The 20,086-nt window shown below is 64.0% G+C and carries 21 protein-coding genes and 2 pseudogenes; 21 read left to right on the top strand and 2 right to left on the bottom strand.

Annotated elements, in window-relative coordinates; genetic code table 11:
* Positions 1-115: 115 nt before the first annotated feature.
* The 21 genes and pseudogenes from AB3X94_RS14760 to AB3X94_RS14660 all read left to right on the top strand — a co-directional run.
* The gene (locus AB3X94_RS14760; protein WP_260332039.1) at positions 116-517 is read left to right on the top strand and encodes a hypothetical protein; all 402 of its coding nucleotides are present in this window, start codon (positions 116-118) and stop codon (positions 515-517) included.
* Positions 518-620: 103 nt separating this feature from the next.
* Complete coding sequence (locus AB3X94_RS14755) at positions 621-860, top strand: AlpA family transcriptional regulator (RefSeq protein ID WP_184225648.1); 240 nt, start codon at positions 621-623, stop codon at positions 858-860.
* The gene (locus AB3X94_RS14750; protein WP_311733455.1) at positions 847-1,137 is read left to right on the top strand and encodes a hypothetical protein; all 291 of its coding nucleotides are present in this window, start codon (positions 847-849) and stop codon (positions 1,135-1,137) included. The genes AB3X94_RS14755 and AB3X94_RS14750 overlap by 14 nt, the downstream gene beginning before the upstream one ends.
* 366 nt (positions 1,138-1,503) lie before the next feature.
* Entirely contained in the window at positions 1,504-2,079 is a 576-nt protein-coding gene (locus AB3X94_RS14745) for a hypothetical protein (RefSeq protein WP_184248097.1), read from the top strand.
* A gap of 2 nt (positions 2,080-2,081) precedes the next feature.
* Positions 2,082-2,756: a lytic transglycosylase domain-containing protein gene (locus tag AB3X94_RS14740; RefSeq protein WP_184225650.1), complete on the top strand. Its 675-nt coding sequence runs from the start codon at positions 2,082-2,084 to the stop codon at positions 2,754-2,756.
* A gap of 49 nt (positions 2,757-2,805) precedes the next feature.
* Positions 2,806-3,147, top strand: coding sequence for a TrbC/VirB2 family protein (locus AB3X94_RS14735; RefSeq protein ID WP_184248094.1), 342 nt, complete (start codon positions 2,806-2,808; stop codon positions 3,145-3,147).
* Positions 3,148-3,164: 17 nt separating this feature from the next.
* Positions 3,165-3,485, top strand: coding sequence for a type IV secretion system protein VirB3 (locus AB3X94_RS14730; RefSeq protein ID WP_368611924.1), 321 nt, complete (start codon positions 3,165-3,167; stop codon positions 3,483-3,485).
* Between the two features lies 1 nt (position 3,486).
* Positions 3,487-5,964 (top strand): VirB4 family type IV secretion/conjugal transfer ATPase, encoded by a 2,478-nt coding sequence (locus tag AB3X94_RS14725; RefSeq protein WP_184225653.1) that lies wholly within the window; start codon positions 3,487-3,489, stop codon positions 5,962-5,964.
* Positions 5,961-7,130, top strand: coding sequence for a type IV secretion system protein (locus AB3X94_RS14720; RefSeq protein ID WP_368611923.1), 1,170 nt, complete (start codon positions 5,961-5,963; stop codon positions 7,128-7,130). The genes AB3X94_RS14725 and AB3X94_RS14720 overlap by 4 nt, the downstream gene beginning before the upstream one ends.
* 37 nt (positions 7,131-7,167) lie before the next feature.
* Positions 7,168-7,842, top strand: a complete 675-nt coding sequence (virB5, locus tag AB3X94_RS14715; protein ID WP_260325872.1) for a P-type DNA transfer protein VirB5 — start codon at positions 7,168-7,170, stop codon at positions 7,840-7,842.
* A gap of 222 nt (positions 7,843-8,064) precedes the next feature.
* Positions 8,065-8,775 carry a virB8 family protein gene (locus AB3X94_RS14710; protein WP_368611922.1) on the top strand — a complete coding sequence of 237 codons (711 nt, stop codon included), beginning with the start codon at positions 8,065-8,067 and terminating at the stop codon, positions 8,773-8,775.
* Positions 8,772-9,596: a TrbG/VirB9 family P-type conjugative transfer protein gene (locus AB3X94_RS14705; RefSeq protein WP_184225657.1), complete on the top strand. Its 825-nt coding sequence runs from the start codon at positions 8,772-8,774 to the stop codon at positions 9,594-9,596. Before AB3X94_RS14710 ends, AB3X94_RS14705 begins: the two co-directional genes overlap by 4 nt.
* Positions 9,589-10,812, top strand: a complete 1,224-nt coding sequence (virB10, locus tag AB3X94_RS14700; protein ID WP_368612090.1) for a type IV secretion system protein VirB10 — start codon at positions 9,589-9,591, stop codon at positions 10,810-10,812. Before AB3X94_RS14705 ends, virB10 begins: the two co-directional genes overlap by 8 nt.
* A complete protein-coding gene (virB11, locus tag AB3X94_RS14695) occupies positions 10,809-11,927 on the top strand; it encodes a P-type DNA transfer ATPase VirB11 (RefSeq protein ID WP_368611921.1) in 1,119 nt (372 codons plus the stop codon). Before virB10 ends, virB11 begins: the two co-directional genes overlap by 4 nt.
* Before the next feature lie 9 nt (positions 11,928-11,936).
* The gene (locus AB3X94_RS14690; RefSeq protein WP_368611920.1) at positions 11,937-12,311 is read left to right on the top strand and encodes a hypothetical protein; all 375 of its coding nucleotides are present in this window, start codon (positions 11,937-11,939) and stop codon (positions 12,309-12,311) included.
* Positions 12,308-14,026 carry a type IV secretory system conjugative DNA transfer family protein gene (locus AB3X94_RS14685; protein ID WP_368611919.1) on the top strand — a complete coding sequence of 573 codons (1,719 nt, stop codon included), beginning with the start codon at positions 12,308-12,310 and terminating at the stop codon, positions 14,024-14,026. The genes AB3X94_RS14690 and AB3X94_RS14685 overlap by 4 nt, the downstream gene beginning before the upstream one ends.
* Complete coding sequence (locus tag AB3X94_RS14680; RefSeq protein ID WP_184225661.1) at positions 14,023-15,873, top strand: PriCT-2 domain-containing protein; 1,851 nt, start codon at positions 14,023-14,025, stop codon at positions 15,871-15,873. The genes AB3X94_RS14685 and AB3X94_RS14680 overlap by 4 nt, the downstream gene beginning before the upstream one ends.
* A 55-nt stretch (positions 15,874-15,928) precedes the next feature.
* Entirely contained in the window at positions 15,929-17,422 is a 1,494-nt protein-coding gene (locus AB3X94_RS14675) for an LPD7 domain-containing protein (protein WP_368611918.1), read from the top strand.
* A 14-nt stretch (positions 17,423-17,436) separates the two neighbouring features.
* Positions 17,437-17,967 carry a plasmid stabilization protein gene (locus AB3X94_RS14670; protein ID WP_221313923.1) on the top strand — a complete coding sequence of 177 codons (531 nt, stop codon included), beginning with the start codon at positions 17,437-17,439 and terminating at the stop codon, positions 17,965-17,967.
* A 1-nt stretch (position 17,968) separates the two neighbouring features.
* The gene (locus AB3X94_RS14665; protein ID WP_368612089.1) at positions 17,969-18,982 is read left to right on the top strand and encodes a relaxase/mobilization nuclease domain-containing protein; all 1,014 of its coding nucleotides are present in this window, start codon (positions 17,969-17,971) and stop codon (positions 18,980-18,982) included.
* A 30-nt stretch (positions 18,983-19,012) separates the two neighbouring features.
* Positions 19,013-19,161, top strand: a pseudogene (locus tag AB3X94_RS14660) (DNA adenine methylase); the annotation flags it as partial.
* 196 nt (positions 19,162-19,357) lie between these two features.
* On the opposite strand, the gene AB3X94_RS14655 reads toward AB3X94_RS14660, so the two are convergent.
* Together AB3X94_RS14655 and AB3X94_RS14650 are read right to left on the bottom strand one after the other, a co-directional pair.
* A complete protein-coding gene (locus AB3X94_RS14655) occupies positions 19,358-19,897 on the bottom strand; it encodes a hypothetical protein (protein WP_368611917.1) in 540 nt (179 codons plus the stop codon).
* 61 nt (positions 19,898-19,958) lie between these two features.
* Positions 19,959-20,086 (bottom strand): annotated as a pseudogene (locus AB3X94_RS14650) (IS5/IS1182 family transposase); the annotation flags it as partial.

The following is a 20,086-nucleotide window of genomic DNA, read 5'->3' as shown; positions in this document are numbered from 1 at the left end:
CGATAGCACCGTAGCGCTTGCTCCAAATTCACTGCAGAGGCGCGTCGACCAGGCCGAGGCTGACGTTCGCCGCCTAACGGAGCAATTGAGAGGGAAGGAGCGACAACTGAGCGATATGGGAAAGGCGTTGCTTCGTACGGTGGCCGTCCACCATGCGATAGAGGAGCGGCAAGAGCAGGAGCTTGAGTCGTTGCGTGCGATGGCCCCATCGTGGAGGACGTTGCAATGCGCCTGCGAGGAGCAGTCGGAGCATTCTTACGGGATCACCGTTCGGCTGCCGTTTATCACCGAGATTCTTTCCGGAATGTTTGATGTCATGCAAATTTTCTGGTCCGACTATGACGAGAACAATCCGCCCAAGTCGTCCGTCGTAGCGCGGGCGATCGACGAACGGTTGAATCTGAAAGCTCAACCCGACGGCGAGGCGTCTCGAAGCGCGCAGACGTATGCGTCTGCAATCCGACCCGATTGGCTGAAGGAGAATGCTGGCAGCCGATACTCGCGGTCGCGGTCCTGACGGGGTGTACTGACGGTAAGACGGACTTCCCCGTCTGTGCTTCCTGTTGCTTGAATCGGATCTGTGCCGGACAGATCCGCACAAAGCCAGGAGGAAGGAAGTCATGTCGGATTCGATACATGTGGCAGGCGCGATTTTGCGTCGCAAACAGGTTGAGAAGGTCGTCGGCCTGTCTCGGACCACCATCTATCAGCGCATCAAGGATGGAACGTTCCCGAGGCCAGTATCGCTGGGCGGGCGAATGGTCGGCTGGCGAGCGTCGGACATCGAGACGTTTTTGGTCAATCCAGCCGGATATCGCGTGGCGGCCAGTCCGTTCGACAGGGCGCATGATGATGATTGATCCATCCCGTGCGTCGCTGCAATCCCGTCTCGACAACTGGGCCAATGCGTCACGTGGCGCCTACAATCCGATCGACGCAGCTAGGATCGAGGCGGCCTGGCGATGTCTCGAGCCTCGTCACAAGGAATTGCTTCGTATGGTGTTCTTGTGGCACGCCGGTCGCGAAGTGGTTTGTCGCCGCCTCAGAATTCCTCGTTATCCGCGCAGTCTTTACGAACTGGAGCTCGCCGCAGCCGAGCACGCGCTTGCCCGTCTGCTGGAGAAGAAACGGCCGTAAAATTTTTCCGGAATTCGCCGGATACCCCGGGAACCTGACGGACGACAGTGCGGAAATACCGGCGATTTCGAGGCTTGCCTCTCTGCAAAATCGCACCTAGAGTGCAGTCAACAACCTGTTCCGGTCGACGCGCAAACGCACGACCGAGTACGCGCCAGCGGCTCCGATGTCCCGATGTATGTGTGTGGGCGTAGTTGGTCGCAATGCGAGTCAAGCCTGTGAACCTTACGGTCGCAGGCTTTTTGGTTTTCTGCTGATCCCCCTTGAACCCGCGGCGTGCCTCCCCGGCCCCGCGGGTTTCTTTTCCCGCGCACATCCGTGTCGGTACGTCGGTGCGCGACGGATTGAATCGATGGAAGGTGGATCATGAAGATGGATCGTTTCGTTCTCTGGTGTCGTGAACTGCGCGCGATGCGCGGTATTGCGCGGCGCTGGTCGCTCGCGCTGGCACTGCTCGCCGGCACTTCGGTTTTCACGCCGGGCGTGGCGCATGCGGACGACTGGGGTTGCCAGGTCATGCTCTGCCTATCGAATCCCGGCGGTCCCGAGCAGTATGGCGAATGCGTGCCGCCGATCGAGAAGCTTTGGCGCGCGCTACGGCACGGCGACCCATTTCCGACGTGCGAGTTCGGTGCAGGCGGGGCGCACGGTACGTCCGCCACCAATACGTTCGCGAGCGGCGGTTATTGTCGCGAAGACCTGCTGTTTTGGGGTGGCCCGGAACAGAGCGAACTGCTGTGTCGGGCAACCGGCGCCATCAACGTCACTATCGACAACCAGCTTTATACACGTGTTTGGTGGGACGTTGGTGGACAGGGGCCCACGATCACTGAATTCTATGGGGCGGGCAGTACGCAAGCGCCTTATGACCCGACGCGGTCCGCAGCGCTCTTCCAGCAGCGCATCGACCAGCAGTGGGATCGCTTCGGCGGGGGAAACTGATCATGTCCCTCGACTTCATGGCACTCGCGCAGCAGTGCGCGCCGCAGATCGCGCCGGTCACGATGGCCGCGATCGTGCGCACTGAATCCGGATTCAATCCCTATGCGATCGGCGTGGTGCATGGCCGGTTGCTGCGGCAACCATCGAATGCCGCCGAAGCGGTGGCAACGGCACGCGCGCTGGAGACGACGGGTTGGAACTTCAGCGTCGGACTCGCCCAGGTGAATCGCGCGAACTGGCAAGACTACGGCCTGACTGCCGAGAACGCTTTCGAGCCGTGCCGCAACCTGGGGGCGGGCGCCGCGATCCTTCAAGACTGCTTCGCGACGGCGCGGAGCCGGCGGGTCCATGCAGATGCCGATTCTCAGTCCGGTGTACAGGGGGCGCTGCGCGCGAGCCTGTCCTGCTACGCGAGCGGCAATTTTTCGACCGGCTACCGGACGGGGTATGTACAGCGCGTCGTGGACAACGCGGCGGGTCAGTTGCCGTTGCCGCCGGGCGTGCCGGCGATCATCCCTATCCCGGTCGTGCCGGTCGATTCAGCGACGCCGGTTCGCCCCTCTCTTTCCCCATCTGTCTTTAGACAGCTATCGCGGCAGGACCGCAATGGAGAGACTGCCACATCACCGGTTAAGGATCAGCGGCGCGAACCGGATGGCAGTGCGGTGGTGTTCTAGCCCGTCGCTTTGAAGAATCAGATAGTGATCGATCGAACAGGAGCCGGTCATGTACTTAGGAATACTTCGTAAATTACAAAATTTCGACATGTGGACGAGGCGGTGGCTGTCCGGCCGAACGGCGGCGCGCGGAATCGCGATCGCCACTTCGTCCCTGATGTTCGCGGTGCCGGCATGGGCGCAGCTCTCCCAGGTCAATACGCTGCTGAGCACGATCCAGACGACGTTGCTGGGCGTGGGGGGCGTGATCTGCTCGATCTCCATCATCTGGGCGGGCTTCCGGATGATGTTCCAGCATGCCCGGTTCGGTGATATTGCGAACGTCTTTATCGGCGGTCTCTTCGTCGGTTGCGCGACCGTCATCGCTAGCATGTTGATTCCGGCAGGCTGATCGAGGAGCGCCGAACCATGCACCCGCTCAAGGATCCCGTCTTCAAGGGCTGTACGCGTCCCGCGATGCTCTGGGGCGTGCCGCTCGTGCCGTTCCTGGTGGTCGGTGGCGGCATGCTGATCCCGGCCATCTGGGCACTGCTCGCGAGCCCCCCGTTGGGTATCGCGATCCTCTTCCTGATGATTCCCGTGTTGGTCGCGATGCGCATGATCACGCGCCATGACGATCAGCGCCTCGCGCAGTATTCGCTACGCGTTCGCATGGTGCTGCGCCAATGCAACCGCTGTTTCTGGGGCATGCATGCCTACGTGCCGGTCCTCCTGAAGAGGAGGGCGTGATATGCCGGCCAAACCGCAATTCGTTTCCGTTGCGAATCGGGAAGTGCCGCTTGCGGGTTACATCCCCTACTCGACGCACGTGACCGACCACGTGATCAAAACGCAGGAAGGCGACTACCTGCAGAGCTGGAAGATTGCCGGCATCGCGTTCGAGGCGTCTGATCCTGCCGATATCTTCGCGCGTCACGATGGGTTCAACCAGTTCGTGCGCGGGCTCGCCGGCGGCCATGTGGCGCTATGGTCGCATCGGCTGCGCCGGCGTGTGTCGGATCGCTTCCCGACGGCGTACCGGAACCGCTTCTGCGAGGAACTGGCCATACGCTACTACGCGACCTTCGCGGGCTACCGGATGATGGCCAACGAGCTGTATCTGACGGTGATCTACCGTCCGAACCGCACCCGGCTCGGACGCGTCTTCAGCCGTGCGGCGCGCCGCACACGCGACGATATCCGGCGCGACCAGCTCGACGCACTGAAGGTGATGGCCGAACTGGCCGCTCAGGTAGAGGCGAGCCTCAAGCCCTACGATCCGGTCGCCCTCGGTGTCTATACGCGACAAATTCCCTTCACGTCGCGCCCGCGCCGCTACTCGTCGGCGCTGGAACTGCTTGGCTATCTGGTGAACGGCGTCTGGGAGCGGGAGCCCGTACCCTCCGGCCCGATCCGCGAGGCGCTGCCAACGTCGCGCCTCTTCGTCGGGGCCGAAAAGGTCGAGATCCGCATGCCGGTCGAGACCCGCTTCGCCGCGATGCTCGACCTGAAGGATTACCCGGAAGACACCGAGCCGGGCATGCTCAACGGTCTGCTGTATGGCGACTTCGAGTACATCGAGACGCAGTCTTTTACGATCCTCGACCGGCCCAGTGCGAAGGAGGCGCTGGAGCGGCAACGCAACCAGCTCATCGCGGGAGAGGACGTCGCCGTGTCCCAGGTCACGGCGATCGATCAGGCGCTCGACGATCTGATCAACGGCGATTTCGTTCTCGGCGAATACCACTATTCGCTGGCCGTGCTCGGCGACACGCTGGATGATGTATCGCGAAGCGTCGCAAAGGCCCGCACGCAACTCGCCGATGCCGGTTTTCAGACGGCACTGATTGACCTCGTCGCCGATGCGGCCTGGTTTGCCCAGTTACCGGCGAACTGGCGTTACCGGCCGCGCGAGGCAAAGCTCACCTCGCGCAATTTCTGCGGCCTGTCGAGCCTGCACAACTTCGCGACGGGAAAGCGCGACGGCAATCCGTGGGGCGAGGCGATCACGATCGTCAAGACGCCCAGCGGGCAGCCGCTCTATCTGAACTGCCACGCGACATCCGACAAGCAGGACTCGCTCGACGAGAAGGCACTCGCCAACACCCAGATCATCGGCCGGGCCGGCGCGGGCAAGACCGTGCTCGAACTGTTCCTGCTCGCGATGGCGACGAAGTACGGCATCACGGCGGTGTTGTTCGACAAGGATCGCGGCACGGAGATTGCGATCCGCGCGATGGGCGGCACCTATACGGTGTTTCGCCGCGGCGAACCGACCGGGCTGAACCCGTTCCAGATGGCGCCCGGCGAACCGATGATCGACTTCTGGGAGCGCCTCGTGCGCAAGCTCGTCGACATCGGCGCGCCGCTGTCGGCGCGCGACGAGATCGACATCTCCCGCGCGGTGCGCGAAGTCGCGCGCATGGACAAGCCCCTGCGTCGTCTGTCGATGGTCCGGCAGCTCCTGCCGAACGTGGGCGAGAACAGCCTGCATGCGCGGCTCGCGAAATGGTGCGCGGGCGGGCGCCTGGGCTGGGTGCTCGATAACCCGACCGATCGCATCGATCTCGCGCACGCGACGCTGTTCGGCTTCGACGATACCGAACTGCTGGACGACGCCGAGGTGTCGACGCCGGTCACGATGTACCTGCTGCACCGGACTGAGAACCTGATCGACGGCCGGCGCTTCATCTACGTGATGACCGAATTCTGGAAGCGCCTGAACGATCCGGTTTTCACGGACTTCGCGAAGAACAAGCAGAAGACGATCCGCAAGCAGAACGGGCTTGGGATTTTCGATACCCAGTCGCCGGCCGACGTGCTGCGCAGTGACATTGCGAGTGCGTTGATCGAGCAGAGCGCGACGTTCTTCTTCCTGCCGAACCCGCGCGCCGATTACGACGATTACGTGCGCGGTTTCAAGCTGACCGAAGCCGAATTCAACATCGTGCGCAACCTCGGCGAGAACAGCCGCCTGTTCCTCGTCAAGCAGGGCCATCGCTCGGCCATCGGCCGGCTCGATCTCACGGGCCTTGGGGATGTGCTCGATGTGCTGTCGGGCACGACCGACAACGTTGAACTGCTCGACACGATCCGCGCCCAGGTCGGCGACGCGCCACAGGACTGGTTGCCCGTCTTCCATGAACAGCTTGCGAAGCGCCGCGCCGCACAGTTAGAACAGGCCAGTGCGCGCCTATCTTTGTTGCCGGGGCCGGGAGGTGTGGGATGAGCGGCCTCTTTACCGCTGTGTGCGGCACGCTCGAGAACGGCATGTCGATCTACGTGACGAACGTGTCGTCGGCGCTGTCCGGCGCGCTCGTGCCAGTTGTCACGACGGCTGTCACGATCTGGGTGTTGGCCTACGGTCTCGCGGTGGTGCGCGGCGAAGCGCACGAAGCCGTGCCGGCGTTCGCGTGGCGCGGGCTAAAGGTGGCGATCACGCTCGCATTCGCACTGAGCGCCGGGGTCTACCAGCAGCAGGTCGTCACCGCTGTCGACGGTTCGACGTCCGGACTCGCCCAGACGATCCAGAACGCGGCGAACACGACGGGCGGTGGCAATCCCGGCTGCGGCTCGGCCAACGGCAGCAGCGTGACGGGGCAGGGTGCAGCGACCGGCATCTACCAGACGCTCGACTGCTACGACCAGCAGATCGATCTCGTGATGGACGCCTACTTCGACAAGGCGACGCACGAAGGAATCAGCCCGAGTGGTCTCGCCGCCGCGATAGGCGATTTTCTGTGTGGCCTGGTGGCCGCGCTCGGGGGCTCGATCTTCCTGATCGTTCTGGCCTTCGAGGTCGTGATGGCGAGGATGCTGCTCGATCTCGTGCTTGGGCTTGGGCCCATTTTCATCGCCTGCGCGGCGTTCGCGCCGACCGCGCGGTTTTTCGAGGCGTGGACCGCGAAGGTCGCCAATTACGCGTTGCTGCAGGTCCTCGTGGCCGCCTTCCTCGGTATGGCGCTCACCGCGTTCTCGGCTGATCTCACGTCGCTTCATGCGACGGGTAGCGCACCCGGCGCCGATGCATCGGTCCTCGTGCAAGCCATTTCCGCCTCCCTGGACGACAGCGCGGCGGCCGCCGCCGCGATTGGCCTCTTCGCGACCGGCGTGTTCCTCGCGATGGTCGGCTGGCAGTTGCCGTCCGTGGCGGCGGGCCTGTCGGGCGGCGCGACATTGTCCGGCTTCGGCGCATTCGTGGCGGGCCTTGCCTCGCGGAGTCTGGCGATCGCGATCGGGCGGGCGTTAAGCGCTAACGGGCGAGGGCCACGCCCCGGCGGCAAGATTCGCGATCGTACGGGCTCAGGTGGTGGCTCCGACGGTACGCCGGTGAGTGGCACGACGCCGGCCTACCAGCGCGCCGCGCGCACGAACCTCGGTCAGCAGGGTAGTTGAAGAGGAGGTGATGACCGTGAACGGACGATGCAGATGGATGAGCGCCGCATGCGTGTGGGCGTCAGGGTGCGTGGGTGCTTACGGGCAGGGTATCCCGGTCTATGACGCGCAGAACGTCATCCAGGCCATTGCCTCGGTGGAGCAACTGAAGCAGGAAGTGCAGCAGGAGATCCAGATCTACCAGTCGACGGTCGGCACGCGCGGCTTCGGCGCACTCCTGAGCAATCCGGTCGTGGCGAACTCGTTGCCGTCGAACTGGCAGAGCGTCTATACGGCGATCCAGAACGGCGGCTATACGGGCCTGACAGGCAGCGCGCAGGCGCTGCGCTCGGCCAGCCAGATCTACAACTGCGAGGACCAGACCGGGATCGATCAGCAGGTGTGCCAACGCGCGCTCAACAAGCCCTATCAGGACAAGGCTTTCGGCCTGCAAGCCTACCAGACCGAGGTGCAGGAGCTGGACCAGATCCAGGGCCTCGCGCGGCAGATCGACGTGACGCAGGACCAGAAAGGCATCGCGGAGTTGCAGGCGCGTATCCAGACCGAGTCCACGGCGGTCGGCAACGAGATGACGAAGCTGCAGCTCTTCCGGATGCTGGCCGAAACCGAGGACAAGCTCACGGCCGAGCAGCAGAGTGAACTGGTGCTGAGCCGGGCAGCCAGGACCAACCGGCTGCAGGACCAGATGGTGCCGGCGTCGTTCGGAAACTGAGGAGATCACCATGTCCCTGCTGACCTCTTTGGCACTCGCTTGCTGCGTCGCCTGGAGCCTGGCTGCCTGCAGCAGCGGGTCGACGAAACCCATGTTGCCGGACGGGCTGCATCGTGTGCCGGTCAACCGCGTGCCGCCGGTGCCCGATGTGCCAACTGCAGCACCAGCCACGGTACCGGCGGTTCCGGATCGGCACGCGTCCCCGGATGCCGGAGACCGGTCATGAGTGCGTCGCACGATTACGGGCGCGTGCTCGACATCGAGGCGTCGCTGACCCACCTGCAGGAGCGTTCCGAACGGCGCGCGTGGCATGTCGCCTACGCGGCGATCGGCGTCGCCGTGCTCAGCGCCACTGCGCTGGCGGTGATGGTGCCGTTCTATCGCGTGGTGCCGCTGCCCATCGAGGTCGATCGCCTGACGGGCGAATCCCAGGTGATCGACGTGCTCGATGCTCGCCACGTGCAGACGAAGGAGATCCAGGACAAGCACTGGGTCGAAACCTATGTGCGCGCACGCGAGCGCTACGACTGGGGGCTGCTGCAGATGGACTACGACAGCGTCCTTGCGATGAGCGACGACGTGGTCGCTCGCGATTACCGCGGCATCTATAGCGGCCCCGATGCGCTGGACCGGCAGTTAGGGCCGGGCATCGAGCGGCGCATCCGGCTCCTCTCGATCACGCTGCCGCCCGACGAACCCGGGCATGCAGTCGTGCATGTCGAGCGCACATCGTTCAAAAACGGCGAGGCCCATGCCGAACCCACGCAGCGTTTCGTGATCACGCTGGCCTACACCTACCAGCCGCCCGTATTCACGCGTGAAAGCGTGGCGATTGCCAATCCGTTCGGTTTCAAGGTCACGGCCTACAGTCGCGACCCCGAATATACGCCGCCCGCTGCGGCATCCGCCTCGAATGTCGGGGGCACGCCATGAGAACGCCTGCTTTAGTCGTGGTGCTCGCTGCTGGGTTGCTCTCAAGTACGGCCTACGCGTTCGACCTGCCTGGATGGAATGACGACTCGCGCGTTCGCCAGGTGATCTATCGCGCGGACGACGTTGTGCGCATCGAGGCGCAGCGCGGTTTTGCCACGCACATCGCTCTCGATCCGCACGAGCACATCCTGGTCGTCGCGCCCGGAGACCGGGACGGCTGGCAGGTGGTCGCGAACAGGGGCGATCACGACGTGTACCTGAAGCCGCAGCTCGCCGCGCACGCCTCGAATCTCGAGATCCGTACCGACCGGCACAGCTACAGCTTCGATCTGGTGGTGCTCCCGCTCAAGGCCAGGTTTGGCAACGACCGTGAGATGTACCGCGTGAGCTTCGTCTATCCGGATGAGCTGGCGAAGCAGGCGCAAGGGGATTCGGATGCGGCGCGGGTCGCGAAGCGCCTGGCGCAGCTGCCCACCGTGCGTAACGCGCGGTACTCGATGCAGGTCATGCCGGACTCCGACGACATCGCACCGACCGCGGCATGGGACGACGGGCGCTTTACCTATCTGCGTATCCCGAACAACCGACGCATGCCGGCGATTTTCCGGGTGGCCGACGACGGCACGGAAAGCGTGGTCGACAGGCACGTCGAAGGCGACACGATCGTTGTGCACGAGGTCGCGAAACTATTTGTGCTGCGGCTCGGCAATGAGGTCGTGGGCATCTGGAACGACGCCTACGACATGGACGGCGTGCCACCTCATGACGGCACGACGGTCAACGGGGTAAAACGCGTTCCGCGGAGTCACGATGATGAATGACCAACCCCCGCGCAATGTGATCGAACCCGACGATGCGCCCGGTTCGGTGCCTCGAAGTGGTCAGAACGAGGCGACATCGGGTGCTACTCGGGATCGCGGTATGCCCGCATTGGGTCAATACCGTGGTGCCCGCCCACGCGCCTGGTGGCTGACGCCGGTCGTGATCGTGGTGATGGTCGGCGCCGGCGCCGTCTGGACGTTGCATGGCTTTCTCGCGCGCCACGATGCCGAAGCGAAGGCCAGGCGCGACACGCTAACCGATACGTCTTCCCAGGGACGCGTGTTCAAGGATCTGCCTGCATCGTCGGTCGATCATGCGGCCTCGGCCCCGGTACCGCCGAGCGCGGTTGCGGCTCCTTCCACGCCGGCGTCGGGTGCGGACGTGGCTGCCGCGCCTGCTCGCGCCACACACGCGGCGGCAACCCGCAGCTACTTTGATGCGCCGCTGCTCGCAACGGGCGGTGGACAGGAGTCCGCGGGTGGGCTGCCAGACGGGATGGCGGGCGCGGCTTCCTCAGTTGTGGTCGCGGCGAGCGGCGCTGCCGGAGCGTTGGCCCAGGGGCCGGCCGGCGGCGCGCTCGCCCAGGCGTTGACGCCAACCGTCACGCAGCGCGTTCGGGCCGGGACGCTGGGCAACCGGAGTCTTATGCTCGCGCAGGGCACCAAGATCGACTGCGCGGGCGATACGGCGTTCGATTCGACCGAGGCCGGCATCTCGACGTGCACGGTGACGAAGAACGTGTATTCGGACGATGGCCGTGTCGTGCTGATCGAGCGGGGTTCGCAGATCAGCAGCCAATATCGCTCGAACCTGTCGCCAGGCCAGAAGCGGGTGTTCGTGCTGTCGGCCCGTATCGAGACACCCCACGGCGTCACGGTCGAGATCGACTCGCCCGCGGCCGACGCGCTCGGCCGCATGGGCATCGACGGTTACGTGGACAACCACTGGGGCCAGCGCATCGGCGCAGCGATGCTGCTCGGCCTCACCCAGGACGCGATTGGCTATCTGTCGACCCGCGGCGGCAACTCCAGCGGGTCGGTGATGTATGAGAACACGCAGCAGCAGGGCAACGACTTGGCCACGCGCCTGCTCGACAGCACGATCAATATTTCGCCGACGCTGACACAGAACCAGGGCACGGAGTTCACGATCGTCGTCGCGCGTGATCTGGACTTCGGATCGGTGTATGCCCTGGAGCCGGAGGGCACGCGATGATGCCGCATATCCACCTGCCGGATGCATCCCCTGACCCGGTGCTGGCCCGGCTACCCGATGACGCTTCGGTGCGCGAGCTGATGCGTCCGTTCGCGCCGCTGCTCGACGACTCTGGCGTGACGGAGTTGGTGATCAACCGGCCGCAACGTGTGCTGACCGAGAATGCGCTTGGCTGGTATGGCCACGATTGCCACGAACTCGATTTCGACCGGTTGATGTCGTTCGCCGTGGCGGTGGCCACGCTGACCAGTCAGGAAATCTCGGCCCAGCATCCGATACTGTCGGCGCTGCTGCCGGGTGATGCGCGCATCCAGATCGTGGTACCGCCGGTCGTGCCGCCGCGAACGGTGTCGGTGACGATCCGTCGGCCGTCCGCACGCGAGAAGACGCTCGATGCGTACCGTGACGAGGGGCTGTTCGACGACACGGTCTGGCATCGTCCGGATGGGCTTGATTCAGCGTTGCCAGCATTGCGAGCCGAAGACCGCAGGCTGGTTCGATGCCTAGAAGAGCACGACTGGGGCACCTTCTTCGACGGGGCGGTCACGGGTCGGCTCAACATCGCGGTCGTCGGCAATACGGGATCCGGCAAGACCAGTTTCATGAAGACCCTGTGCCGCTCGATCCCGGCGACCGAGCGGATCGTGACGATCGAGGATGTCCGCGAGCTGTTCATCCGGCACATCGAGAACTGCGTCCACCTGCTGTACAGCAAGGGCGGCCACGGCCAGGCGCGCGTGACGCCCGCCGATCTGATCGCGAGCACGACGCGTATGCGCCCGGATCGCGTGCTGCTCGCCGAGCTGCGCGGCGCCGAAGCCTATGACTTCCTGAAGCTCCTGACAACGGGTCACGCGGGTTCGATCACGAGCTACCACGCGCCCAATGCGACGGTCGCGATCGAACGCTTTGCGCTGATGGCGAAGGAACACCCGGAAGCCGCTGCCTGGGATGATACCGCGCTCAAGCGCCTGCTGTTTTTGACCATCGATGTCGTCGCGCACATGGATGCACGCGCGGTTTTCAATGCAGCGGGCGAGCAGACCGGCAGGCAGTGGGGCATGACGGAAGTCTGGTTCGACCCGGTGCGCAAGGCACGCACCGCGTTCGTCTAGGGAGCTGCGATGAACCACACGTCTTCCTCTCTGCTTCAGCACACCAGGACAGCCGCCATGACGCTGGCCGTGCTGGCTTGCCTGATGGGTGGAGTAGCCGCATCGCTCTGGCTCGCGTCGTTTTTCCTGTACGCCAGCCTGCGGATCAATCCGCTGCATGCGGGACTGTGGGGCTGGCTCGATGCGACGCTGGCCTGGCGGCACGGCATGATGCCGAACGTCGGCCGCAAGCTCGCGGGGGCGGCGCTGTTTGGCGTGCTCCTGTCCTTCGGTGGGCCAGTGTTCGGTCTGCATGCGCTATGGGCAAGCACGAACCGGCGTCGTCTCTACGGCAGCGCCCGTTTCGCGAGCGAATCGGACATCCGTCGGGCGGGGCTGCTATGACGATGCACACGCACCTCGATACCACGCCCGCGATTGTCGTCGGCATATGGCGCGGGCGTTACCTGCGCTTCACGGGGCAGCAGTTCGTGCTGCTGGCCGCGCCCGCCCGCTCGGGCAAGGGCGTCGGCATCGTGGTCCCGAATCTGCTCAGTTTCCCCGATTCGGTGGTGGTGCTCGACATCAAGCAGGAAAACTATGCGGCCACGGCCGGTTTCCGACGAGCGCATGGACAGGATGTATACCTGTTCAATCCGTTCGCCGAAGACGGCCACACGCATCGCTACAATCCACTGTCGGCGATCTCGGACGGCCTGTTCCGGGTGGGCGACATTCTTGCGATCGGCTATGCCCTCTATCCGCCGGGTGGCCACGATGACTTCTGGAAGGACCAGGCGCGAAACCTGTTCCTCGGCATCGTGCTCCTGTTGTGCGAATGGCATGACGCGCGCCGGGCCGGTCGGGGGACGTCGATTCCCGACTACCCGGTCACGATGGGGGAAGTACTACGGCAATCATCAGGCAATGGCATGCCGGTGAAAACCTGGCTGCAGCGCGCGTTGGTGCAGCATCGCGACTTGCTCTCGGGGCAATGTGTCGATGCGTTAAATCGCTTCCTGTCGAACGACGACAAGGTGCTCGCGAGTGTGCTGGCAACCTTCAACGCGCCGCTCACGATCTGGGCCAATCCGATTGTCGACGCGGCAACCAGTGCAAACGACTTCGACGTGCGCGATGTCCGTCGCCGCCGGATGTCGGTCTATATCGGCATCACGCCCGACCATCTGTCGGAGGCGGCGCTGCTCGTCAATCTGGTGTTCTCGCAGTTGGTCAACCTGAACACGAAGCAATTGCCCGAAGCCGATCCCGCGCTGAAATTCCAGTGCCTCGTGCTGCTCGACGAGATGACGTCGATCGGAAAGATCCACATCATCGCGCGCGCGGTCGCCTATATGGCGGGCTACAACCTGCGTCTCCTGTCGATCGTCCAGTCGATCGCGCAACTCGAGTCGGTCTACGGACGAGCCGACGCGCGCACCTTCATTACGAACCACGCGATGCAGATCCTCTATGCGCCGCGTGAGCAGAAGGATGCGAACGACTACTCGGAAATGCTCGGCACGTTCACGGACCAATCGCGCAGCGTCAGCCGCCCGAGCGGATTTTTCGGGAGCCGGGGCGGGTCGAGCGAAAGCGTGTCAGAGCAGCGCCGGCCGTTGCTGTTGCCGCAGGAGCTGAAGGAACTCGGTCGAGACAAGGAAATCGTCGTCCTCGAAAACACCAGGCCGATCCTGGCCGACAAGATCTGCTACTGGCGCGATTCCGAGTTTGCGTCGCGCGTCATGGCCGCGCCCTCCGTGCCCGCACTGAATCTGGCCCATTTCAGCGCTGTGGTAGAGCGCCGGCTGCGCGATCTGCATCCCAACGAGATCGATCCGGACGGCGCGGGGCTGATCCATCCGCCACCCGAATACCTGGAAGTGCTGCAAGCATGGGATCCGCGTGACCTGCCGCCGAACCTCGCCGACATCAGAGAGGAGGAGGCCGTGGCCTACGTGGAACGGCATTTCATGCTGCTGGGTGTCCCGGCCCGCCAGGTGGTGCAGGCGAGACGTCATCTGAGCGTCGACGATCTTGATGTGGCGGAACTCGATTTTGTTGAGCCGGAGCGGCGCGCAGCCGCGGACGTCTCACGAGCCATGGGAGCGCTGCAATGACGACCCCCTACGTGGATGAGACGGACCGTGCGCGTGCCGCGCTTGCCGTGATACCCGCTGACGACTATGAGACCTGGGTCGACATGGCGTTCGCGCTCAAGCAGGGCTTCGGCGACGAGGGTTTTGAAATCTGGGATGCGTGGAGTCGAACGGCCGCTAACTATAACGAGCACGCGGCGCGAACTACGTGGCGCTCGGTCCGCGCATCGGGCGGCAAGACGCTCGCCACGCTGTTCTGGCAGGCGCGCCAGCATGGCTTCGACCTGAAGCGAACGAACTATCCGGACAACATGACGGCCGCGCTCGCGCCGTCTCCGGAGATGCTGGCGCAACGCGCGCGCGAGGAGGCGCAACGGCAGGCGCGCCATGCCGCTGTGGCGCGCGAGGCCGTGTCGATCTGGCAGTGGGCGAGGCCGGTCGGGCCGGAGCATCCGTATCTCGTGCGCAAGCGCCTCGAGCCGATGGACACGCTGCACGAGCTGGATGCACTGGAGCTGCACGCACTGCTCGGCTATGCGCCGGCCAGCGAGGAAGAACCTCTGACGGGGCGCGTGCTGATCGTGCCGGTCTGGAACGGGCCGATCTCGACACTGGAGCTGATCGACGAACACGGGCGGAAATCATCATTGGCCGGCGGCGTAAAGAGGGGCGGCTACTGGATGACGGAGCCGACACTGGTTCCGACGAATGAATCGTCGCGGATCCTGATCGCTGAAGGCATGGCGACGGCCTTGTCCGCCTCGCGCGCGACAGGCTGGTCCGCGGTGGCGGCGCTCTCGAGCGGGAATCTGTCGATGGTGGCAACGAACCTTCGCGAGCGATATCCCGATGCAGACCTGATCGTACTCGGCGAACTGGGCAGTGGCGAGGCGCAGGCGCGGCAGGCTGCGGAAGCGGCTCACGCCCGTGTGGCCTGGCCGGCGTTTGCCGCTGATGCGCGCATCGACGACAAGGTGCCGACCGATTTCAGCGACATGGCGGTGTTGTCGGGCTTTGATGCCGTCGGCGCACATCTGCGCGCCGTGATCCGCTCTGTCGTGAAGGCGGAGGGTCAACCGGGTGTCTCCACCGCATCCGGCATGACAGTGGTTGAGGTGGATGAGCGCGAGGAGGGCAGGATGATGAGCAACGTTAAGGAAAGGCTGCTGGCCGACGAGGAAGGGAAGCCCCGTCGCCGGTCCTCGAAGCTTAGTGCGCCGAAACAGGCGGCGCCGGAGGTGCCAGCAACGGACGGGGCATCCTGCTCGGCGCCCTCTTCGGTGGATGCGACTGCGTCGTCGCCGGCTGCTGCGCCGGTTGCGGATCCGCCGCGGTTTGCGTCGACGCGCCCGCCGGTCGGCGAGCCGCTGTTTGGCGTGGGTGACGTGTCAAACGAGGTCAGGGCATTGGCCGAGCACCGGTTCGGCTCGCCGCTCAGGATGGGGACGCCGCGCGAGAACGGTGGCCCTTATCGCGGCGAGGTGTTCAACACGGAACACTATCTGATCCAGGAGGTCGCGACGCGCAGCGTCGTGTTCCATCGCAAGGATCAGATGACCTTCGTGTCCGAGCGGCTGAAGTGGATGGACGAAAACGCGCGGCTGAACGGTTCCGAGTTGCAGGTCGGTTATGACGGCGGCGAGGCCCGGGTCTATCCGTGGGACCGTGCGCGCGAACTGCTGGAACGGGCCGTCGGCTCGCTGAAGAAGTCCGCCCGCGAGTTGAATTACAGCCCGAATCTGGAGGGGATGCTCGACCAGTTGCAGGCGAGATCCTGGGCACGTATCCGGGAGGCGCGGGCGGCCGCGCTGGAGAAATCCCGGGAACAGAACGCGTCGCGCGAAGCAGACTCGACGCCCGACCGATAAGAGACGGCAGTTGTGCTCACGTGCAACGCCGATCTTGAGGATGCGAGGTGGTGACATGGCTCAGACAACTTCCGCTCACGAGGCCGATCCGGTCATCAACGTGATCGAACCGGACGTGCCGGGCAACAGCGGCGGCGGCCCGGCGGCTGCGGACGCACGTCGGGACAGGCTGAACTCGGCCGCGATGGGTGCGGTATCTGCCCGACGCCGGCGCGAGTTCGATGCTGCCCGCGCGCGGTTGCGCGATCAGGCGATCCGTGACGATGCCGTCACGCCACAGCAGGCCAATACCCGATCGCCAACCGGGCCGACGGTCGAGGCGGATCGGGTCCGTGCGCCGCTCGACCATCCGCCCGAACGCGTGCGCAAGCGCTATCTGCGCGCGGGCAACCAGTATTTCCTGAAGGATGCGCCGTATCAGCTTGCGTTCGAGGATCTGGGGCCGTACCTCGTTACCGAACACAACCGGCCCGACGTGGTCGAGTCGATGATCGACATGGCGCAGGCGAAATCGTGGCGGCGCATTCGCGTGTCGGGACACGAGGCATTTCGCAGCGAGGCGTGGTTGCAGGGCACGCTGCTCGGTATCGAGGTGAGCGGCTACGAGCCGAAGGCCGCAGACCTCGCGCGTCTGGCGGATGCCCGGCAGGCGCGGCTGGACAATCGCGTCGCGGCGGTGCCGGAGGTCGGCGCGACGGCTACCGTAGGTGTGCAGGATTGCGGTCCTGCCGTGGCTTCGTCGACGCCTCGGATCGACACAGGCGACACCATCAACGGAGCCTCGGCGTCCGCGCCAGTGCATGCGTTCGCATCGAAGCCGCCCATCCCTGCAGCAAACCGGAACGCCGCCAACGACGAGGCCGATGCCCCTCGACGGTACGTCGGCGAATTGCGTGAGCATGGGAGTGCTCCGTACCAGCACAATCCCGCGCGTAGTGACTCGTACTACGTCGTGTTTCGCGACGAGGCCGGCATCGATCAGGTGGTGTGGGGCGTCGATCTCGAACGGGCAGTGCGCGAAGCGAATGTCCAGATCGGGCAGCAGGTGACCCTCGAAAATCTCGGCAAACGCCTCGTTACTTTGCGGGTGCCGATCCTTGATGAGGAAGGCAAAGTGATTGGCGAAGAGGAGAAGGACGTCTATCGCAATACGTGGCAGGTGGAGGTCGCGCACCGGGATCGGGCAGCCTCCGTTTCGCCGTCACGATCCGACGGTCCGGATGCCGGGCGTGTTGCTGTGGAGGAACAGTCTCGCCGTCGTGACGCGGGATATCCGGAAAGCGAACGGGCCTTGCATCTCGCCGTGCTGATGGCCGCCATGCGTGAGCAGGGCTTCAGCGAACGTTCTGTTGCCCGCGTGCAGCAGCGCGCGGAGCGCATGCTCGTAGCGTTCCAGCATGAAGGCATTCCGGTTCCGATACCGAAGGTGTTTGATCCGGCCGCACCATCGGGCCGGGATCGTCGTAAGCGTTCCACTCCGGAACGCACGCCTGTCCGCGAGATCGACCGGACACCCGTTGAACCGTCATCCTCGTCGCCGTCACGCTGAGGTGAGTCGTGGTCATGCGCGAGCGTTTGTGTGTCGAACTCGGGGCCGTCAGGTGGCGCTGGGACGACTGGTGCACACGCCGCGGTTTGACAGCGGCCGAAGGCGTGCGGCAATTGATCGCGGTTGCTGTCCGTGAGGATGCTGATGAAGAGTCCGGCGCGATCCTGCCGGGCCTGCCCCGGCCGGTCGTTGGGGAGTCGCGCAGTCGCATCGAAATCCGGCTGACCGCGGCGGAACTGGGCGCGATCGAACACCTCGCGGCTGCGTTGGGCCTCAGTGGGAATCGATGGATCGTGTCACTCATCCGTGCGCAATTGACGAAGGAGCCGCAGTTGGGCGAGCGCGAGATGCGCGCACTGGCGGTATCCAGCCAGCAGCTTGCCGGGATCAGCCGCTTGTTGGGCCAACTGGCGCGTGCCAGCGGGACGGAACTCTCGCATCGGAATTTGATGATCGATTGGTCGGAGATGCGAAGACACATCGAGGACCACCTGCGTGCAACGGCGGCCGTCATGCGCGCGAACCTTGATCGATGGAGTCGCTGACATGCCTTACCCAAAAGTCTACATCGATGCGATGCTCGTGAACTGGGGCGATCGGTTGTTTCAGGAGCCGTTACGGCACGCACGTGCGTCGCGGCTCTCGCGTGTGGACATTCGGGACGGGGCCGCCCGCCTGCGCGCGCAGATTGCCCGCACGCTCAGGCGCACCCCGGAGGTCATGGTCAAGATCACCAACAAGGCGGCAAGTGCGCAGGGCATGGGTGCCGTGCGTCGGCATCTGCGCTATATCTCGCGTAATGGCAGAATCGAGCTGGAAGATCAGAGCGGCGAGCGTATTGCGGGGAAGGATGCCCTGCGCGATCTCACGGAGACTTGGGAGCTTGGCGGATGGAGTATTCCGGAGACCAGCACGCGGCGGGAGGTATTCAACATCCTGCTGTCGATGCCGCCGGGGACGGACCGGCAGGCGGTGCGCGATGCGGCTCGTGACTTCGCGGCGCTTGAGTTCGGCGATGGTCGCGCATACGTATTCGCCGCGCACGACGACGAGGCACATCCACACGTGCATCTGAGTGTGCAGGTGCGCGGCCCGGATGGTCGTCGCCTGAATCCGCGTCACAAGGATCTCCAGCGCTGGCGCGAGCGTTTTGCGGAAATGTTGCGTGAGCACGGTGTCGAGGCGAATGCGACGCCCCGGCGCGCGCGTGGCGTGACGCTGCGGTATCCGAAGCCTGCCGTCGTTCATATGATCGCGCGCGGTGAAACGCCGCGATACTGGAAGCCGTGGCCGACTGATGCGCAACGCGACGCAGGCTGGATCGCCCATGGTGGTGTATTTGCCGGCTGGCGAGAAATAGCCTACGCGATGGCGAGGTCGCGTGCGCGTGAGGATCGTGCAATGGCCGTTGAAATGGCGTATTTCGTTGGCGACATGCCAGTGCAGCGAGACCGGCCGATGCTGGGGCGCGGGCTGGATACCCGACGCGAGCAATCGGGTCGTCAGGTGTCGGACACCACAGATCGTCCGTATGTCGACGGGCCGGACGTGGAGCGTTGATGTGGGGAAGGCGTAACGGCTGCACATATCATGTCGTGGATCGGCGGCATCCGTCGTCGTGCCGATATCCTGATTCCCCGGTTTCCCCGCATACCTGCTACGTCGAGGTCTTTGCCGCCGCCGCGGCGCTATTCTTCATGCGGCCGCTGGCAGGGGGCGAGGTATTGAACGACGTCAACGATGATTTTTGAGCGTGTGGAAATTCTGTACATGGTCGGCGGTGCGGAGGCCCTTGGACCGCGTGGAGAACTGATCTTCTACAGTTGGAGCAGGGCGGATGAGCCAATGGGGCTGTTTTGACAGGGTGAGCAGACAGTCTAGAGGCTGCTGGTCGCGAGGAAGGTCGGGCATGCAGTCTCGCTCGACCGGGATCGCTCATCGATCGATGAGCCACGCCGGCGTTCCTTTGAATGTCGCGAAGAGCAAAAGCAGCAGGGCGATCACGAGAAGGGGAACACCGTAGAGCGCCACCGGGAAAAACAGCGCGAGCTGGAGGACCGATCCACCCGCGCCATACGGTAGGTTCGTGTCCCGGATGTTTTCGTAGATCAACCAGGCGACTGCTGCCAGGCCCAATGCCATGAGGACGACGCCACCCGACGTCGGTTCATGATGGAGGAAGGCTGCGCCCCACGCGACGTATCCCCACCAGAGCAGATTGATGCCAATGGCAGCAAGCCAGAATCCGCGTGCGGTGAAAAAGCGGTAGCCAAATCGGTGCCGACAATGGCGGCTGAAGAACTGGATACCCTTGGCCATTCCAAAAATGGAGCCAAGGATAATCACAAGTTTTAGAATCTCCATGGAATATTCTCCCGGATATTTAATTCGATCGTATTGCTTGCGCCGTTCAGTAGAAAAGGACTGGCAAAGGGCGAGATTCAGACCCCGATCTTTCCAAGAATAGATGGCCATGGCACGAATGCAACAGTTCCTATCCAGATGCTACATGGGAGGGCAGTAGCAGTAAGAGGCGTTAACAAAATGAGTTCTTCAGCTTTCGCCAGCAGATGATGCAGCAGGCAATTTTCATGAAGGCTTCATGGATGAATGCAAGCCGTTCGAAGCGGATGCGCAGTCGTCGAAAGTTATGAAGCCACGAAA

It is taken from the genome of Paraburkholderia sp. BR10923 (assembly GCF_040948765.1).
In the GTDB taxonomy this organism is placed as follows: Bacteria; Pseudomonadota; Gammaproteobacteria; order Burkholderiales; family Burkholderiaceae; genus Paraburkholderia; species Paraburkholderia youngii.
Note: the sequence above shows the minus strand (reverse complement) of the source record. Positions and strands in the feature narration are given on the sequence as shown.